Origin of the sequence: Caballeronia sp. GAWG2-1, assembly GCF_023631405.1 — a bacterium.
Lineage (GTDB): Bacteria > Pseudomonadota > Gammaproteobacteria > Burkholderiales > Burkholderiaceae > Caballeronia.
In genome coordinates, this window is sequence record NZ_JALQDD010000047.1 from 1 (window position 1) to 17,129 (window position 17,129).

Below are 17,129 nucleotides of genomic sequence, written 5' to 3' on the forward strand. Positions count from 1 at the left end.
TGCGCCGCCCCAACCCCACAACCTGAACAGAAACATCCGTTCAAAACCCGACATCTCTACTTAGCGGCAACCCCGACCTTTGAACTTAGCAGCAACATTTGTTGTATGGGCGATATCCTGATGTCCTGCTCAGGGGCTGCGGCAATCATTTGAATCTGGTCTCGACATTGGTTGCTGGCCACACGCTCAGATGTCGCGCCGCGGCCAGGCTAGCATCAAGTCCACGCCACATGCACCCGGTCCAGATCCCGATCCAACTGATAAGCCGCGCTGATCAAAGCCAGATGCGTCAGCGCTTGTGGAAAATTACCCAGCGCCTCGCCATTGGTCGCTACTTCCTCAGAAAATAACCCCACATGGTTTGCATATGCGAGCATCTTCTCGAACACGAGCCGGCCTTCATCCACACGGCCGGAGCGCGCCAACGCTTCCGCATACCAGAACGAACATGCGCTGAAGCCGCCTTCCAGGCCCGGTAATCCATCGAGCGTCGAGCCGCGTGTATAGCGAAAAATCAGCGGATCGACACGTAATTCGCGGCCGATTGCATCGAGCGTACCGACCCAGCGCTGATCTTTCGGACCGATGAAACGCACGAGCGGCATCATCAACGTGGAGGCATCGAGCGTCGCTGAACCCGGCGTCTGCACGAACGATTTCAACTCCTCGTTCCAGAACTCCTCGTGAATGTCGCGATGAATCTCATCGCGCGTCTTGAACCACTTTGCAAGCGGCGCAGGCAGCGAACGCTTCTCCGCGAGCCGCAACGCGCGATCCACCGCGACCCAGCACATGAGCCGCGAATGCAGCAACGGACGCGTGCCGTTGCGAAACTCCCAGATACCGTGATCGGCTTCGCGCCAGTGCTCGACCACATAGTCGACGGTACGCGTCACATGCTTCCAGCCTTCATACGAGATAGCCGCCCCGTACTTGTTGTAGAGATATAGCGAATCGAGCAACGCACCGTAGACATCGAGCTGCATCTGCTCGCGCGCCTCGTTACCGACCACGACCTTCGCCTGCGTGGCCTCGGCGAAGTTCCTGAGCTCCGCTTCTTCGAGCGCGGTTTCACCATCGACGGCATACATCACGCGCAAGGAGCCGTCCGAACTGCAATCGCGATTGCGCTCGCCAATCCATTTCATGAAGCGTTCCGCTTCGCCCGTGTAGCCGAGTCTGAGCAGCGCATAGACCGAGAACGCGGCATCGCGAATCCATGTAAAACGATAGTCCCAGCGACGCGATCCATCTTGCGACTCCGGCAAGCCGAAGGTCGGTGCGGCAACGATAGCGCCGAACTCGTCCGAGCTGAGCATCTTCAACGTGAGGGCCGAACGCAACACGACTTCGCGATAACGTCCGCGATACGTCGATCGCGACGACCACTCCTTCCAATAATCGATGGTCTCGGCAAGGATGCTCTCGAAGTTCGATTCGAGCTTTTGCAAGTCGTCGCCTGCGCCGAGCGCGAAGCATGCGGAGTCGCCAGCCTTCAATTCGAGCGTGGCGTAAGCGTCGTTATTCTGGATGTCCAGCGGGACACTTGCCAGCAACTGGACGGACGCGGTCTTGTCGTCCGGAATGAACTCGATGCCCTTCGTCACTGCGCGCGCGCCATGGCGAATGCGCGCGTAATCGAAGCGCGGCGCGCAACGCACATCGAGCGTCATGGTTCCATGAATGAGCCGCACGATACGCATGACGCAGTTGGGCACGGCATCGAGTCTCGCCTCGCCCGATGGCACCGGCATGAGATCGAGCAATTCGCATACGCCATCGTGCGTCATGAAACGCGTGAGCAGCACGTTCGTTTCGGGCAGATACATCTGCTTGACGTTCGCCTGCTCCTCTCTTGGCGTGATCGCGAATGCGCCGCCGTGCTCGCCATCGAGAAGCTCGGCGAAGAGCGTCGGCGAATCGATGCGCGGAAAGCACATGAAGTCGATGGCGCCGCGCAACGACACGAGAGCGGCCGTCTTCATGTTGCCGATCATGCCGCGTGCATCGATGGGAATCTTTTTAGGCGGAACTTCTTGGGATGGATGGCCCATGAGAATGCCTTTGGCCTGACTTCAGCCTGTGTGTAATGCGAGTCGGTCGGTCTGCCTGATCACGCCGAACACGCAAGACACGTTCCCGTTTTTGTCGTCCTTCTGTCGTATGTCGGTCGACATCTAACGCGCCGCAGTGCGCGCGTCGGCCTCCGACGCACCGCTGGCTACCGGCGCGGACGCTTCGATGGCAAGAGCTTGCGCAGGCTCGGCATTCAGTTCGGCATGCCGCGACGACTTGCCGAAGCTCGCGATATAAACCGTCGCCGCCACGACGACGGCCACGAGCACCGCCACCACTGCCACTCCAGACGTGTTTCGCTTCATCCAGGCTCCCAATCGGATACGATGTTGCCGGCACGCGAAAACGCCCGGTCGCCAAGACTCGAAGATAGCCGATTAACGGATTTCCGTCCGTGCAAGGCACAACATAGCCACCATCCGCCAGGAATCTACTCATGCATGCTGTGTCGGCATTCAATCTGGTGCTTGTCTCGCTCATCGCCATCATCGCGCTGGAAGTGCTGGCGCGGCGCCTGAATCTGCCGCCCGCAGCCGCGCTGTTGGTGGGCGGCGCGGCCATGGCATTCATTCCCGGCACGCCGCATTTCGAGCTCGACCCGGAACTCGTGCTCGTCGTGTTTCTGCCGCCGCTCTTGATGTATGGCGCGTATTTCTTCGTATGGGACGACTTCAAGCGTAATCTCAGCGGCATCATGCTGCTCGCCATAGGCGCGGTCGCCTTTACGACCTTCGCGGTCGGTTATGCCGTGCATCTGGTCGTGCCCGCCCTGCCCTGGGCCGCGTGCTTCGCGCTCGGTGCCGTGGTATCCCCGCCAGATGCCGTCGCCGCGAAGGCCGTGCTGGAACGCGTCGCGTTGCCTCGACGGCTCATGGTGCTGCTCGAAGGCGAAAGTCTGCTCAACGACGCCGCGGGTCTTGTGCTGTTTCGCTTTGCCGTGGCCGCCGCATTGAGCGGCATGTTCAGCGCGCCGCGTGCGCTCGGCAGCTTTGCCGTGCTCGCGGTCGGCGGCGTGATCGTGGGCGTGGTGGCGGGGTTCATCGCGGTGCGGCTGTTGCGCGCGCTCGAGGACGATTACCTCGTCATCACGACATCGATGCTCACCGCGTGGGTCAGCTACATCGCGGCGGAAGAGCTGGGCGTTTCGAGCGTGATCGCGACCGTCACGTGCGGGATGGTGGTCGGCTGGCATCAGCATGACGTCTTCTCGGCGGCGCAGCGCATGCGCGGCACGGCGTTCTGGCAAGTGGTCGTGTTCGTGCTGGAATCGCTCGTGTTCGTGCTGATCGGACTGTCGCTGCGCGGTATCGTGACGCGTCTGGGCGGCGCAGGCAACGCCTTCGAATTGCTCGCGCCAGCGACGGGCGCGGTGATCGCCGTCGTGGTCCTGTCGCGTTTCGTGTGGGTCTATGCCGTGGAAGCTGTCAAAAGCGCGATATGGCACGCCACCGGGCGAAAGGACCGCAACGAGGACGGTGAGCCGAACGCGATCGTTCCGAACTGGCGCGCGGCCACGGTCATCGGCTGGGCAGGCATGCGCGGGGTGGTAACGCTGGCTGTCTCGTTGTCCTTGCCCGATTCGATGCCCGGACGCGACCTCATTCTCTTCGCGGGCTTTGCCGTCATTCTGGTCACGGTGCTGCTGCAGGGCACGACTATCGGCCCGTTGATCGCCCTCCTCGCCATTCAAGGCGGCCCCGAGCGCTCGAAGCGTCATCTGAGCGAGCCGCAAGCGTGGTCGCGCCTGGAAGCGGCGCAACTCGAAGCGATCCGCCCGCTCGTCCACGATGCGCAGGGCAACGTGATCCATCCGCGTCTCTTCGAGCAATACTCGTATCGGGCGAGCCTCTCGCAACGCTTCCAGTCGCTGGATGATTTTCCGGTCGATGCCCGCCGTGCTCATTACGATGTCGTGCTCGCGGGCCTTGCGGCCGGTCGCGCCGAGCTACTCAAGATGCATCGCGGCGGCCTGATCCACGATTCGCTGCTGCATTCGCTCGAACGCGAGTTCGATCTGCAGGAAGTCTCGGCGTTGCTCGCAAGAGGATAAACCGCCGCGAAGCCTCGTATCGTGTCGCTTAGCCCGACACGCCATCGAGCCGCGCCGCGTCTTCGCGCGGCTTCTTCTTGCCGCGCCTCGACAGCAGATTCAAGCCTTCGACGAAGCCCGCAAAACCCATCGCCGCATAGATATAACCCTTCGGTACGTGCGTGCCGAAGCCTTCGGCGATCAACGTCATCGCAATCACGAGCAGGAAGCTCAAGGCCAGCGTGACCACGGTCGGATTGCGCTCGATGAAGCGTGACAGCGGTTGTGCGGCGAACAGCATGGTGGCGACCGCGGAAATCACTGCGATAAACATGATCGGCAGATGCTCCGTCATGCCGACCGCCGTGATGATGCTGTCGACTGAGAACACGAGATCGAGCAACAGAATCTGACCGATGGCCGCCCATGCCGTCAGGCTGGCTACGCCCGATACCGCGCCCGGCGCATGCGCGTCCTTGTTCACGTGATGACGCATCTCGGTGGTGGCCTTCCATACCAGGAAGAGACCGCCCGCGAGCAAGATCAGATCGCGCCATGAAAACGCGTGCTCGAACACGGTGAACACCGGTTGAGTCAGTTGCGCAATCCACGCCACCGTGCCGAGCAAGACGAGCCGCATGACGAGCGCAAGCATGATGCCGAGACGCTGCGTGCGTGCGCGTTGCGCTTCGGGCAGCTTGTTGCTGAGTATCGAAATGAAGACCAGATTGTCGATGCCGAGCACCACTTCCATCACGATGAGCGTGACGAGTGCAGCCCAGACGGCGGGGTCGGTAGCGAGCGCGAGAAGGTATTCCATAAGCAGTGGGATATTGTTGTCGATAGGTGACCGAGCCCTGATGATGGCGAAATTACGTGATCGGAAAAATCAGTGATAATCGAATCCATACTTCGGTTTTCTCGAATCCATGGATGGAGGCATCAATCGCATGCTCAACTATCGACATCTGCATTACTTCTGGGTCGTGGTCAAGGAAGGCGGTTTTGCACGCGCGGCGGAACGGCTCGACATGGCCGTGCAGACCATCAGCGCACAAGTGCGCGAACTCGAGAAATCGCTCGGTCATCAGTTGCTGAAGCCATCGGGACGCGGCGTGACGATGACCGAAGCCGGCCATGCGGCCTACGCTCGCGCCGAGGAAATTTTTCAGATTGGTCAGCATATTGCGGACGAAGTGCGCGAGGCCGCAAGCGGAAAGCTTGCGCGGCTTGCCGTGGGTTTGTCGGATGGCATATCCAAGCTGGCGGCGCATGCGCTGCTCGAACCCGTACTCGGCAATCCGGCGCTGCGTCTCTTGTGTCACGAAGGCGAGACCGACGAACTGCTCGGCGAGCTTGCGCTGCATCGGCTGGATCTCGTGCTTGCAAGCCAGCCTGCACCGCACAATCACAATCTGCGTTTGACGAGCGAGCGGTTGATCGCCTCGCCCGTTGACTGGTATGGGCCGGCGTCTGTCGTGCGCAAGAGCGCGGTCGATCAATTTCCCGACAGCCTCGCCGCATTGCCCATGCTTTTGCCAACCGGACACTCGTCGTTGCGCGCGCGTCTGGACAGATGGCTGGAGACGGAGCGTATCGTGCCGCGCATTGTCGGCGAATTCGAGGATAGCGCCTTGATGGCCGTGTTCGGTGCGCGTGGGCTCGGCGTGTTTCCGCTGGCCGAATTCGGTGCGGGCGAGACGCCGTTGTTACGCGGTCTTCGCTGGCTAGGCCGTTCCGAGGAAGTGAAAGAAGAGATTTACGCGATCGTGTCGCGACGTGGAAGGCATCATCCTTTGACTCAGGAAGTGCTGGCTCGGGCAGCTTCCTAGACTAATGCAACTTCGGTTTTTCCGAAGTTCGAGTTCTGCTTACCCTGCTTTTTCATACGCTTGCCGAACCTTACGCTGGTTCATATCCAACGAGGAGGCATACATGAAGGTCCTTTTCAAATCGCGTGAACCTGAAGCTATCGCCATGCACGAGCTCGCCAAGACGCGCAGTGAGTTCGTGTTTCGCCGGCTTGCATGGCTGATTTCGAAGGCCACCGTCAGTCTCTCCGATATCAACGGCCCGCGTGGCGGCGTCGACAAGCGCTGTCAGGTGGAAGTGCAGATAGACCGGAGCAATACCGTGGTGGCAACATCGATAGCGCGTGACTGGCGAGGCGCAATCGATCTTGCCTTGGCACGCGCAGCGCGCACGCTGGTGCGTAAGCGCCAGAGTGCGAAACTCGCGCGGCGAGTGCGTGCGCAAAGTGTTGCCTACAAGCTTGCGCCGGACGAAACAGCGGATCAAGCACTCACGCCTGCTGGCGCATGATCAGCGCGTCGAGTCGGGCGGCACAGGATTTTTGTCCTGTGACGAGGGCAGTGCGTTCTCGCTGTCCTCGTGCTTTTGCTTCTCTGCTGTGTCGACGTCCGTCTGTGTGGTGCTGGGGCTCGCGGGCTTACCCTGCGGTTCGTCCATGTCGTCGGCAGTTGCGCGGGGAACGGATGTCATGTCGAGCTCCTTTGAAAAAGGTCGGCACGAAAATGCAGCAAACGCCAGGCCCGCGTTACCAGTAGGCGCTTGGGCGGCCGTCTTCAGCACGACCTCCGTCATTGGCCGTTCCTGTGAGATCGAATGGCTTCTTGAGGTACTTCAGTTCACGAAGGGCAGCTTTCGGTCACGCGCCTCGGATAGCATCGACACAGTGATCTTGCGCACTTCGAGCTTGCTCTGCGTGATGTGCGCGCGCAGCAGCATAGCGGCTTCGCCATGTCTGCCGCGATCGATGTAATTCAGCATGGTCGAGTGTTCTTCGTAAGTCGCGCTGGTGCGGTGTGCCTTCAGAAAGTCCAGCCGCCGCATGATCCTGATCCGCTCCGTCACTTCGTCGTGCACGCGCAGGATTTCCGCGTTGCCCGTCGCGCTTACAATGCCGCGATGAAAATTCTCGTCCATGTTGAACATGGCGACGGGATCGCTTTCGCGCGCTTCGGGCGAGACGCACCACACTTCCTTCAGTGCATCGATATGAGGATAAGGCGGCGGCGTATTACCGAGCTTGTCGAGCGAGGCGACTTCGAGAACGATACGCAAGTCATACAACTGGTCTAGCTGGTCGAAGTTGATGTCCGACACTTTCCAGCCGCGCCGGAAACCAACTTCGAGATAACCTTCGCGCAGCAGGCGGAACAGCGCGTCGCGCATGGGTGTGCGCGACACGCCGTAATGTTGCGCGATGTCGGTCTCCGAAAAGCGATCGCCCGGGAATAGCCGGAAATTGAAGATGTCCTGCTTGAGAAGCTGGTACACCTGTTCCGCTAGCGGGTTGGCGCTCTGGACAGTCCGCGTGAGCGTCGCGTCCGGTGCCTCGAATGCGAGCGCTGCGGTTCCGCGAGTTTTAAGCGAGCCGATGCCGTGTCTCCATCATGATGCAACGATTATCGCCCTTTTACGGCGCGTCGATGAGGCTGACATGCGCCGCCACGATGATCCATCCGTTGAACGCGGACGATGCGTCGCCCAGCCGCGCCCACGTTTGCATCTGGCGACCGAGCAAGGGCGTGACGTCGCTCGTGAATTCGGTGCTCACGGTCGCGAGATCGTCCCCGAAAGCCGTCACCACCGTGCCATGCAGCCGTCGCGATGGCGGCACCGGCGCGGCCGCTTCACGCCACGCGCGAATCGCTTCGCCGCCGTGCTGAACTTCGGCTATACCGTAACGCACCGTCTCGGGCGCATTCCAGAAGAGCATGTTCATGGTCTCGACATCGTTATCGACGAGCGCACGTTCGTATGCGACGAACGCGGCGCTTACTTCCGCAACCACCTCGGCGCGATTCACCGCAAGCGTCATGCTCGGTTCTCCGTTAAGTCGGCGAGCGTCGCGGTCCAGCCCACGATGCCGCCTTGCGAACGAATCATGTCGATGGTCGCGTCCTTGAACGCGGGAATGTAGCTCGCGGTCGCGTCTTCGATAAGAAGACATTCATAGCCGCGGTCATTGGCCTCGCGCATGCTGGTCTGTACGCAGACTTCGGTCGTCACGCCCGCGAACACGAGATGCGTGACCGAACGCTCTGCGAGTTCTTCGGCGAGGCGCGTCGCGTAGAAGGCGCCCTTGCCCGGCTTGTCGATGACGAGCTCGCCTTCGACGGGCGCGAGTGCATCGATGATCGCGTTGCCCGGCTCGCCGCGCACGAGGATGCGTCCCATCGGTCCTTCATCGCCGATACGTGCCTGCGGCGCTCCGCGCAAGCGCTTCGCGGGCGGGCAATCCGACAGATCGGCGGCATGCGATTCGCGCGTATGCACCACAGACCAGCCTTGTTCGCGCGCATGTTCGAGAAGACGCTGCACCGTCGGCACGATGGACGACAGCAGCGACACGTCGTTGCCCAACGCTTCCCCGAAGCCGCCCGGCTCGATGAAATCGCGTTGCATGTCGATGACGACGAGCGCGGTCGTGTTCGCATCGAACGTGTAAGGGGACGGCTTTGCGCCGTTCAAGGTCGGCATGTGGTCAGCCCTTGTAATGGCGTGCGGGTGCGGGAAAACCGCACGATTGACCGTCCGTTATCTTCACTTCGTCTTCCCACGGCAGATGATATTCGCCGCGCACCATGTCCTGCATGAACGTGTAGGGACAATCGCGCGCACCGCCTTTCACGGCGACATAACCGCGATGCCCGAACTGGTAGATGTTGTTTTCCACGCCCCAATGCACGCGCGCTTCGCGAACGAGGTCCGGGCGCATTTCGCAAGTGATGATCTCATCCGGCCGATGACTGCCCTCGACCATGATGGTGCCGTCGAAGTCGCAGAACATGCCTTCGCCCATGGAATCGAACGAACCATCCGTACCGCAGAGACAAACGCTTGCCGTTTGCGCGAGGTTCTGAAATGCGTTCGATTGATTCGTGATGCGCCATGCGTGGCGAATGGGCGCGGTGTAGCCCGCCGTGCGCAGAATGATTTCAGCGCCCTTATACGCGGCCTCGCGCGCCATCTCTGGAAACATGCCGTCATGGCAGATGATCAGGGAAAGTTTCGCACCGTTCGGTCCGATGCAAACCGGCACGCCTACATTGCCCGGTTCCCACGGTTCGACCGGAACCCACGGATGCAGCTTGCGGTAATAGAGCTTGATCTCGCCTTGTTCGTCGATAACGATACCGCTGTTATAAGGATTGCCTCCGCGATTGCGCTCCATGATCGAAAAGCAGCCCCAAATTCGATGTTCGATGCACGCGTCCTCGAAAGCCCGCACTTCGGGACCATCGAGATCGCACATGATGTCGTCGTCGATACGCATCGAGAGGCCGTGCAGCGCGTATTCGGGGAACACGACGAGGTCCATCGCCGGATTGTTGCGCCGCGCCTTGCCAACCATCTCGACGATACGCCGCGTCTGCGCCGCAAGATCCGCGGGCGTCGCAACGTCGGGATTCTGCAATTGCACGAGACCTATCACCATTCCTTGCGGCGATTTGTTGAGACCGCCCAGTCCGCTCGAACTCATTCGTTACGCTCCTTGTTGTTCACGCATGCGCGGTGACGGGTTCGGCCGCACCGCTATCCATGCTGTCACCGTGACCGGCCATGTGCCGCCCCAGCGTGACGCGATCCGCGGTACTCGCGGCGCTTTCATGCACGAGCCGCCCTTCGGCGATCACCGCGATGCGATCCGCGAGTTCCAGCAGTTCATCGAGGTCTTCGCTCACGAGCAGCACGGCGGCGCCCGTGTCGCGTGCGGCGAGAATGCGCGCATGGATATCCGCGACCGATGCGAAGTCCAGCCCGAACACAGGATTCGCGACGATCAGCACATCCACCGCTTGCCCCAGTTCACGCGCCAGCACCGCGCGTTGCACATTGCCGCCCGACAACGTGCCGATGGCGCGCGCAGGCACGGGCGGGCGCACGTTGAAGTCGGCAATCAAGCGTTCCGCGCGTTCACGCATAGCACGGCGGTCCAGACGCCAGCCGCCTTGCTTCATCGGCGCGCGATCGAAATCGCGCAGCGCAAGATTCTCCGCGATACTCATGCCCGCCACGCATGCATTGCGCAGCGGCTCTTCGGGTAACGCAAAAACCCGCAGACGGGTCATCTCGTCGCGTGTCGCCGTGTAGGGTTCGCCATGCATGCGCATCTCGCCTGCATGCACACGGCGCTGGCCGACGAGCGCTTCGATCAGTTCCTTCTGTCCATTGCCCGACACGCCTGCAATGCCGAGTATCTCGCCCGACTTCACCGCAAGCGACACTTCACGCACGGCCATATGTCCGCGATCATCCACGACGCATAGGCCGGACAACGCGAGACGCACGGGTGCATCGACAGCGAGCGGCTTGCGCGGTGGACGCTCGACATCCGTTGCGGCATGAGGCGCGTCGCCGCCCATCATCATCGCGGCAAGGCTGTCGCGATTCGTGTCCGCCACTCGGCTCGTTCCGACGAGTTTGCCTTTGCGCAGCACGGTGACGTCATCGGCATAAGACATCACCTCTCGGAACTTGTGCGTGATCATGAGGACCGTCAACGCGCCGCTCGAAGCAAGATCGCGCATCAACCCCAGCACTTCGTCGGCTTCTTGCGGCGTGAGCACCGAAGTGGGTTCGTCGAGAATCAGGAAGCGTTGCTGCAAATAGAGTTGCTTGAGTATCTCCAGCTTCTGCTTTTCACCAGCGGCAAGACTCGCGACGGGCGTATCGAGCGCAAGACGAAACGGCATGCCGCGCATGAAGGCATCGAGCGCGGCGCGTTCCTTCGGCCAGTCGATCTTCCACGACAACCGGCCCCGCGCGAGCAGTAGATTCTCTTCAACGGAAAGCCCCGCTGCCAGCGTGAAATGCTGATACACCATGCCGATGCCAAGCGCCTGCGCATCGCGCGGCGAAGCGATCTTCACTTGACGGCTATCCGCGACGATCTCGCCTTGATCGAGCACGCCGTATCCCACGAGTCCCTTCACGAGCGTGCTCTTGCCCGCGCCGTTCTCGCCGAGCAGCGCATGTACGGTGCCGGGTCGCACTTTTAGCGTGACATCGTCGAGCGCGGTAAACGCGCCGAAACGCTTGGTCGCGCCGACCACTTCGACTCCCAGAGCTTGGCGAGCGGGCGTCATGGCGTTAGCGTCCGAGCGTGGCGAGCATCGACGCCGAGTCCGATACCGTGCCGAACACGCCGCCCTGCATGAGCACCATGTTGAGCGCGGCGTCGTGATTGCTCTTGTCGGTGGCGCCGCAGCAATCGGCGAGCAGCGTGCATTCGAAGCCGCGGTCGTTGGCCTCGCGCATCGTCGTATGCACGCACACGTCGGTGGTGATGCCCGTGAGCACGAGATTCACGATGCCGCGCGTGCGCAGGATGAGTTCGAGATCGGTGGCGCAGAACGAGCCCTTGCCCGGCTTGTCGATGACGATTTCGCCCGCCACTGGCGCGAGTTCTTCGATGATCTCCCAGCCCGGTTCGCCGCGCACGAGGATCTTGCCGCAAGGACCGTCGTCGCCGATACCCACGCCACCCGTGCCTACTTGCCGGCTGCGCCAGCGCTTGTTGCCAGGCAGATCCGACAGATCCGGCCGATGCCCCTCTCGCGTATGAATGATCGTGAAGCCCTGTTCGCGCATGAGCTCGAGCACGTTCCTAATCGGCTCGATAGGCGCGCGCGTGAGTGAAAGGTCGTAGCCCATCTTGTCGACATAGCCGCCGATGCCGCAGAAGTCCGTCTGCATGTCGATGATGATGAGCGCGGTGTTATCGGCGCGCAGGTTGCCGTCGTAGGGCCACGGATAGGGACGAGCCTCGATGAAGCGGGTCATGAGCGTTTCTCCGGAAGATGACATCAGCGTGTGAGGCTCAGTTCGCCGGGCGCGCCGGCAAGGGTACGGTCGGGACGGCAGTTGATGACCATAATCGCGAGCGTGAGGACATAGGGCGCTGCGTTGTAGAGGTAATAGCCGCTCGTCACGCCTATGGCCTGCAACGCGGGACCGAGCGCGCCTGCCGCGCCGAAGATGAGCGCGGCCCACAGGCAGCGCAGCGGCTGCCAGCGCGCGAAGATCACGAGCGCGACGGCCATGAGACCCTGGCCGCTCGACAGGCCTTCGTTCCAGCTGCCGGGATAGACGAGCGACAGATACGCGCCGCCCACGCCCGCCAGCAAGCCGCCCACGGCCGTGGCAACGATACGCACACGCGTGATCGGATAGCCCATGGCGCGCGCACTTTCCGCGTTCTCGCCGACGAGCCGCAGGGCCATGCCCCAGCGCGTATGACGCAAGCCCCATTGCAACGCGAACGCGAGCAACACACCGATCACGAAGAGCGGATTGATATGCAACGCGTTATGCAATTGCGCGGATGCGCTCCAGCCGCCGAGATCGATGGAAGGCAGCATCGGCGCTTGCGGTTCGATGAAGGGCTTGCCGAGATAGAACGCGAGGCCGGTGCCCGCAAGCATCAACGCAATGCCGAACGCGATGTCCGACACGCGCGGCAACGAGCAGACGAGACCATGCAGGCAACCGAGCACGAAGCCCGTGGCCGCTGCCGCAAGCACGCCGATCCACGGTGAGCCCGACAGATAAGCCGCCGCGTAGCCCGTCATCGCGCCGGAGACGAGAATGCCTTCGAGCCCGAGATTGACGCGCCCGCCCTTCTCGGTCAGGCATTCGCCGATACTCACGAAAAGATAAGGCGTGCTCACGCGAATGGCGCCCGCGAACAGCGAGAGCAACAGCACGACAGCGGGCGATTGAGCATCAGGCATGAGTCCCCTCCAGTCGAACCGTGGAACGCGCGAGCGCCGCTGCCTGCAACTTCACGCGCCACGCGGTAATCCTGCCGCCGAGCGCTTCCCACGCGAGCAGGTTGGCGAACAACAGACCTTGTAGAACGAGCGTGGTGGCATCGGGCAGGCCGAGGCGCCGTTGCAGCAAACTGCCGCTTGCTTCAATCCCGCCGACGAGCACCGCGCACAGGATGATCGCGAGCGGATTCTGACGCGCGGCGAAGGCCACGAGAATGCCCGCATAGCCATAACCCGCGAGCAGCGACGCATTCGCGCTGCCCTGCACGGCCGCGACTTCGAACATGCCCGCGAGTCCCGCCGCCGCGCCGCCGAGCATGCAAGCCGTGAGCGCGAGCCTCGTCACCGGCAAGCCGACCAGACGCGCCGCGTGATGATTGCCGCCTGCCACACGCATCGCGAAGCCCTTGGTGCTCTGGCGCACGAAGACCCACGCGGCCACACATGCCAGCGCGCCCCATAGCAAGCCCCAGTGGACGTCGAGGCCGGGCAGCGAGCCGATCATCAAGGCATCGGGAACGGGAGGCGTGGAGGGCTTGTTGAGGCTTGCCGGATCGCGCAACGGGCCTTCGACGAGATGCTTGAAGAGCGCGATGGCGATATACGACATCAAAAGGCTGCTGATGGTCTCGTTGACGCCGCGCCATTGCCGCATCGCGCCGATGGCACCGATCCAAAGCGCGCCCGCGAGCATTCCGGCGACCGCCATTAGCGGCGTGGCGACGAACCACGGCAACGATGCAGGAACGATGGACGGCACGATGGCCGCGCCGAGACCGCCGAGCGCCAGCGCGCCTTCGCCACCAATCACGATCAAACCGACTTGAGCCGGCAACGCGACACACAACGCGGTCAGCATGAGCGGCGCCGCGCGCAGCAACGTGCTCTGCCACGCAAACGACGAACCGAATGCGCCTTGCACGATGAGCCCGAGCGCATCCAGCGCAGGCTGTCCCTGCACCAGCAGAAAGAGCGAGAACAGCACCAGCGTGCCGACGAGCGCGCACAACGTGGGCAGCGCGGGCAAGACGCCGAGCAGGAGCCGTGGACCGAGCGCGCCTGAATTCGAACCGATCACAGTGGACATCCGCGGCTCCTATCGATTGCAGATAATTAGATTTGCCCCACCACACCCGCCACGAGATAGTTCATGCTCTCGAGCGCGATGTCCGTCTGCGGATGACTCGTGCCCGCCGCGATTGCCGTGCCGCCCTTGTTGTCCTTCATCGGCCCCTTGAAGATGGCGTAGTCGCCCGCGACCATCTTCGTCTTGATGGCGTCTGCGTTGGTCTTCGCATCGGCCGTGACCTTCGCGCCGTATGGCGACATCTTCACGAAGCCTTCCTTGAGGCCGCCGCGCAGAATGTTGGGCTGCGGCTTGCCGCTTTGCGCATCCGTGACGAGGTCCTTGTAGGGCGTCGCCCAGTCCCATTCCGCGCCCGTGAGATAACCCTTCGGCGCGAGCGCGGCCTGGCTCGCGTGATAACCGCAACTCATCGCACCGCGCTTCTCCGCTGTTTCAATGACGACCTTGGGACCATCGACGTGACACGTAAGCACATCGCAGCCTTGATCGATGAGACTGTTGGTCGCTTCTGCTTCCTTGACGGGCATCGACCAGTCGCCGGTGAAGATCACGTTCGTCGTGATGGCCGGATCGACCGATTGCGCGCCCAGCGTGAACGCGTTGATGTTGCGCAGCACCTGCGGAATGGGCTTGGCCGCGACGAAGCCGAGCTTCTTGCTCTTGCTCATATGACCCGCGACGACGCCGTTCAGATACTGACATTCGTCGATATAACCGAAGTAGCTCGCGATATTCGAAGGGTTGCCTTGCTTCCACAATCCGCCGCAATGCGCGAAGCGCACCTTCGGATACTTCGCGGCCATCTTCAGGACGTGCGGATCGAAATAACCGAACGAGGTCGCGAAGATGAGCGTGGCGCCGTCCTGCTCGATCATCGCTTCCATGGTCTTTTGCACGGCCACGGTCTCGGGCACGTTCTCTTCCTCGACCACTTTCACGTTGGGTAGCTTCTTGATGACTGCGGCGGCTTGCGCCTGCGCCTGGTTATAGCCGTAGTCGCCGCGCGCGCCGACGTAGATCACGCCGACCGTGAGATTGCTCGCGCCGAACGCCAGATCGAACGGCAATGCACTGCCGAGCGCGAGCGCGCCCGCGCCCTTGATGAACTCACGGCGGTTGGTCATGGTCTCAATTCCTGTGTGGTTGGGTCGTTGGAGGTTTGACTGTCGAGCCAGGCGAGCCAGCCGCAAAAACGCGTGATGTCGCGCGCGCCGCTTTCGGCAGTGACGGCAAGCGGTTCGCAAATGAAGCCTTTCACGATGCGGCCATCCGCCGTCTCGATGCTGCCAATGCCAAGCGGCGCCGGAATCGCTTCGACGAACGCGCCGAAGGTGCGCACGGGCATGTCCCAAATTTCGATGGCAATGGCCTGCCCGGCTTGCCCCGCAGAATTCACGCGCACGAGGCCCGGCTTCGGCGGCTGCGTGTTCGCAAGCGCGAAGAGCTGATAGTTCGCCGAGGTCGTCGTCGCTTCGACGAAGCGCGCGCCGGCCTTGCGCATCTGCCATTCGAGCGGCATGCCGCGTAGATGCGCGCCAACCACCGCAAGCTGCACGGTCGGCTCGTTGAACGGCAATGGCTTGGCTGCAATGGCATCTTGCTTCTGCATGCCTTCGAACTGCGCACCGAGCATGGCGAGCCGCTGATCTGCGCCAGCGGGCGCGATCAGCGTGATGCCGGCCGGCAAGCCATCGGCGCGCGGAACGCCCGGCACCGCGAGCGCGCACAGATCGAGCAGGTTGACGAAGTTCGTGTAAAGCCCGAGACGGCTATTCACTTCGATAGGGTTCGCGCGCACTTCATCGATGGTCGGATGCGTCGGCGTGGTCGGCACGATCAACACGTCCACGCTTTCGAAGAGCGCTTCGGCGTGGCGCTTCAAGCGTGCAAGTTCATACTGGCCGTTGAAGCTATCGGCGGCGCTGAAGTTGCTGGCCTTGCCGATCACCTTTGCGACCACCGGGTCGATATCGTCGTGATTCGTCTTGAAGAAGTCGCCTAACGCGGCGCGCCGTTCTGCGACCCACGGACCGTCGTAAAGCAGCGCAGCGACTTGCTGCATTGGCGCAAAGGCGAACGTCGACGGCTTGAGCGCGAGCTTTTCTAGTGTCGCGGCGAAGGCATCGGCGGCAACGGTATCGCCGAAGAATTCCAGCGTGTCGGGAATGGCGACGCGCAAGGCTTGCGGCGCAAGCGGCAGAACCGGCAAGGAAGGAATGCGGCGCGAATAGCCATCGGCTGCGTCGAACGCGGCCATCGTCGAGAGGACGTGCCAGGCGTCGGCTACGTCATGCGCGAAGATCGAGATCGTATCGAGGCTCTTGCATGCGGGCACCACGCCGCGCTTGCTGACGAGACCCAGCGTCGGCTTGAGACCGACGAGACCGTTAAAGCCTGCTGGCACACGGCCGGAGCCCGCTGTATCGGTTCCAAGCGAGAACGCGACGATGCGCGCCGCGACCGCTACCGCCGAACCCGAGCTCGATCCGCCCGAGATGTATGCGTCGTGATCGACCTGACGTACCGCGCCGAAAGGCGAGCGCGTACCGACGAGGCCCGTTGCAAACTGATCGAGATTGGTCTTGCCGATAAGCACCGCGCCCGCATCGAGCAAACGCTGCACGGCGAACGCCGTCTCTTGCGGCGTATAGGCAAATGCGGGGCACGCGGCGGTGGTGGTCAAGCCTGCCACGTCGATGTTGTCCTTCACCGCGAAGGGCACGCCGAGAAGCGGCTTGCGCGCGAAGATCGCGCCGCCCTCTTCGGCGAGTTCATGCGCAAGGCTCGCGGCACGCGCACGAAGGTCGGCATGAGGCACGCGCAGCAGCCAGGCTTCGGGCCGATTGCTTGCATCGAGCCTGCGCAGCACTTCTTCGATCATGGCGATCGGATCAGTGCTGCCTTGCCTATACGATTCGATAAGCGCGTACACGCCTGAAAGCAGGTCGTAGGACATGAGTTCAATCTTGAATACAAGTTGAACGTCACTGTGCAGCATCTGTGCCAGTCAACGCCATGACGCTCAAAAGCCTTTATCCATGAGGCTTCGTGCGTGGTGTGGTGTCTCATGCAAGAGGACTGATCACGTCCCAACATGGTTCGCGCAGCGTTCAAGTTGGTGCGCGGCTCCCGCTTG

General features: G+C 62.1%; 17 protein-coding genes. 3 read left to right on the forward strand and 14 right to left on the reverse strand.

Annotated elements, in window-relative coordinates; translation table 11 throughout:
• Nucleotides 1-215 precede the first annotated feature (215 nt).
• Both NCR98_RS32595 and NCR98_RS32600 read right to left on the reverse strand, forming a co-directional pair.
• Nucleotides 216-2,054 (reverse strand): glycoside hydrolase family 15 protein, encoded by a 1,839-nt coding sequence (locus NCR98_RS32595; protein WP_250528517.1) that lies wholly within the window; start codon nt 2,052-2,054, stop codon nt 216-218.
• Nucleotides 2,055-2,177: 123 nt separating this feature from the next.
• A complete protein-coding gene (locus tag NCR98_RS32600; RefSeq protein WP_244828184.1) occupies nt 2,178-2,381 on the reverse strand; it encodes a hypothetical protein in 204 nt (67 codons plus the stop codon).
• Between the two features lie 131 nt (nt 2,382-2,512).
• Between NCR98_RS32600 and NCR98_RS32605 the strand changes: the two genes are divergently transcribed.
• Nucleotides 2,513-4,126, forward strand: a complete 1,614-nt coding sequence (locus NCR98_RS32605; protein ID WP_250528518.1) for a Na+/H+ antiporter — start codon at nt 2,513-2,515, stop codon at nt 4,124-4,126.
• 28 nt (nt 4,127-4,154) lie between these two features.
• On the opposite strand, the gene NCR98_RS32610 is transcribed toward NCR98_RS32605, so the two are convergent.
• Nucleotides 4,155-4,925 (reverse strand): TerC family protein, encoded by a 771-nt coding sequence (locus NCR98_RS32610; protein WP_250528519.1) that lies wholly within the window; start codon nt 4,923-4,925, stop codon nt 4,155-4,157.
• Nucleotides 4,926-5,055: 130 nt separating this feature from the next.
• Here NCR98_RS32610 and NCR98_RS32615 point away from each other — a divergent pair, with 130 nt between their 5' ends.
• On the forward strand, nt 5,056-5,937 hold the full coding sequence (locus NCR98_RS32615; protein WP_244828187.1) for a LysR family transcriptional regulator: 882 nt from the start codon (nt 5,056-5,058) through the stop codon (nt 5,935-5,937).
• Nucleotides 5,938-6,040: 103 nt separating this feature from the next.
• Nucleotides 6,041-6,427: an HPF/RaiA family ribosome-associated protein gene (locus tag NCR98_RS32620; RefSeq protein ID WP_250528520.1), complete on the forward strand. Its 387-nt coding sequence runs from the start codon at nt 6,041-6,043 to the stop codon at nt 6,425-6,427.
• Here the strand turns inward: NCR98_RS32620 and NCR98_RS32625 are convergent, their stop codons facing one another.
• The 11 genes from NCR98_RS32625 to atzF form a co-directional block, all read right to left on the reverse strand.
• A complete protein-coding gene (locus tag NCR98_RS32625) occupies nt 6,428-6,607 on the reverse strand; it encodes a hypothetical protein (RefSeq protein ID WP_250528521.1) in 180 nt (59 codons plus the stop codon).
• A 141-nt stretch (nt 6,608-6,748) separates the two neighbouring features.
• Nucleotides 6,749-7,405 carry a GntR family transcriptional regulator gene (locus tag NCR98_RS32630; RefSeq protein WP_250493385.1) on the reverse strand — a complete coding sequence of 219 codons (657 nt, stop codon included), beginning with the start codon at nt 7,403-7,405 and terminating at the stop codon, nt 6,749-6,751.
• A 139-nt stretch (nt 7,406-7,544) separates the two neighbouring features.
• A complete protein-coding gene (hpxZ, locus tag NCR98_RS32635) occupies nt 7,545-7,949 on the reverse strand; it encodes an oxalurate catabolism protein HpxZ (RefSeq protein WP_244828195.1) in 405 nt (134 codons plus the stop codon).
• A complete protein-coding gene (locus NCR98_RS32640) occupies nt 7,946-8,611 on the reverse strand; it encodes a cysteine hydrolase family protein (protein WP_250466976.1) in 666 nt (221 codons plus the stop codon). Before NCR98_RS32640 ends, hpxZ begins: the two co-directional genes overlap by 4 nt.
• A gap of 4 nt (nt 8,612-8,615) precedes the next feature.
• Nucleotides 8,616-9,614: a formamidase gene (locus NCR98_RS32645; protein WP_250528522.1), complete on the reverse strand. Its 999-nt coding sequence runs from the start codon at nt 9,612-9,614 to the stop codon at nt 8,616-8,618.
• Nucleotides 9,615-9,633: 19 nt separating this feature from the next.
• Nucleotides 9,634-11,220, reverse strand: coding sequence for an ABC transporter ATP-binding protein (locus tag NCR98_RS32650; RefSeq protein WP_250528523.1), 1,587 nt, complete (start codon nt 11,218-11,220; stop codon nt 9,634-9,636).
• Nucleotides 11,221-11,224: 4 nt separating this feature from the next.
• The gene (gene biuH, locus NCR98_RS32655; protein ID WP_250528524.1) at nt 11,225-11,917 is read right to left on the reverse strand and encodes a biuret amidohydrolase; all 693 of its coding nucleotides are present in this window, start codon (nt 11,915-11,917) and stop codon (nt 11,225-11,227) included.
• Nucleotides 11,918-11,940: 23 nt separating this feature from the next.
• Entirely contained in the window at nt 11,941-12,867 is a 927-nt protein-coding gene (locus NCR98_RS32660; protein WP_250466969.1) for an ABC transporter permease, read from the reverse strand.
• Entirely contained in the window at nt 12,860-13,993 is a 1,134-nt protein-coding gene (locus NCR98_RS32665; protein ID WP_244828204.1) for an ABC transporter permease, read from the reverse strand. The genes NCR98_RS32660 and NCR98_RS32665 overlap by 8 nt, the downstream gene beginning before the upstream one ends.
• Nucleotides 13,994-14,019: 26 nt before the next feature.
• The gene (locus tag NCR98_RS32670; RefSeq protein WP_250528525.1) at nt 14,020-15,117 is read right to left on the reverse strand and encodes a BMP family ABC transporter substrate-binding protein; all 1,098 of its coding nucleotides are present in this window, start codon (nt 15,115-15,117) and stop codon (nt 14,020-14,022) included.
• Complete coding sequence (gene atzF / locus NCR98_RS32675; RefSeq protein ID WP_250528526.1) at nt 15,114-16,949, reverse strand: allophanate hydrolase; 1,836 nt, start codon at nt 16,947-16,949, stop codon at nt 15,114-15,116. Before atzF ends, NCR98_RS32670 begins: the two co-directional genes overlap by 4 nt.
• Nucleotides 16,950-17,129: the final 180 nt, after the last annotated feature.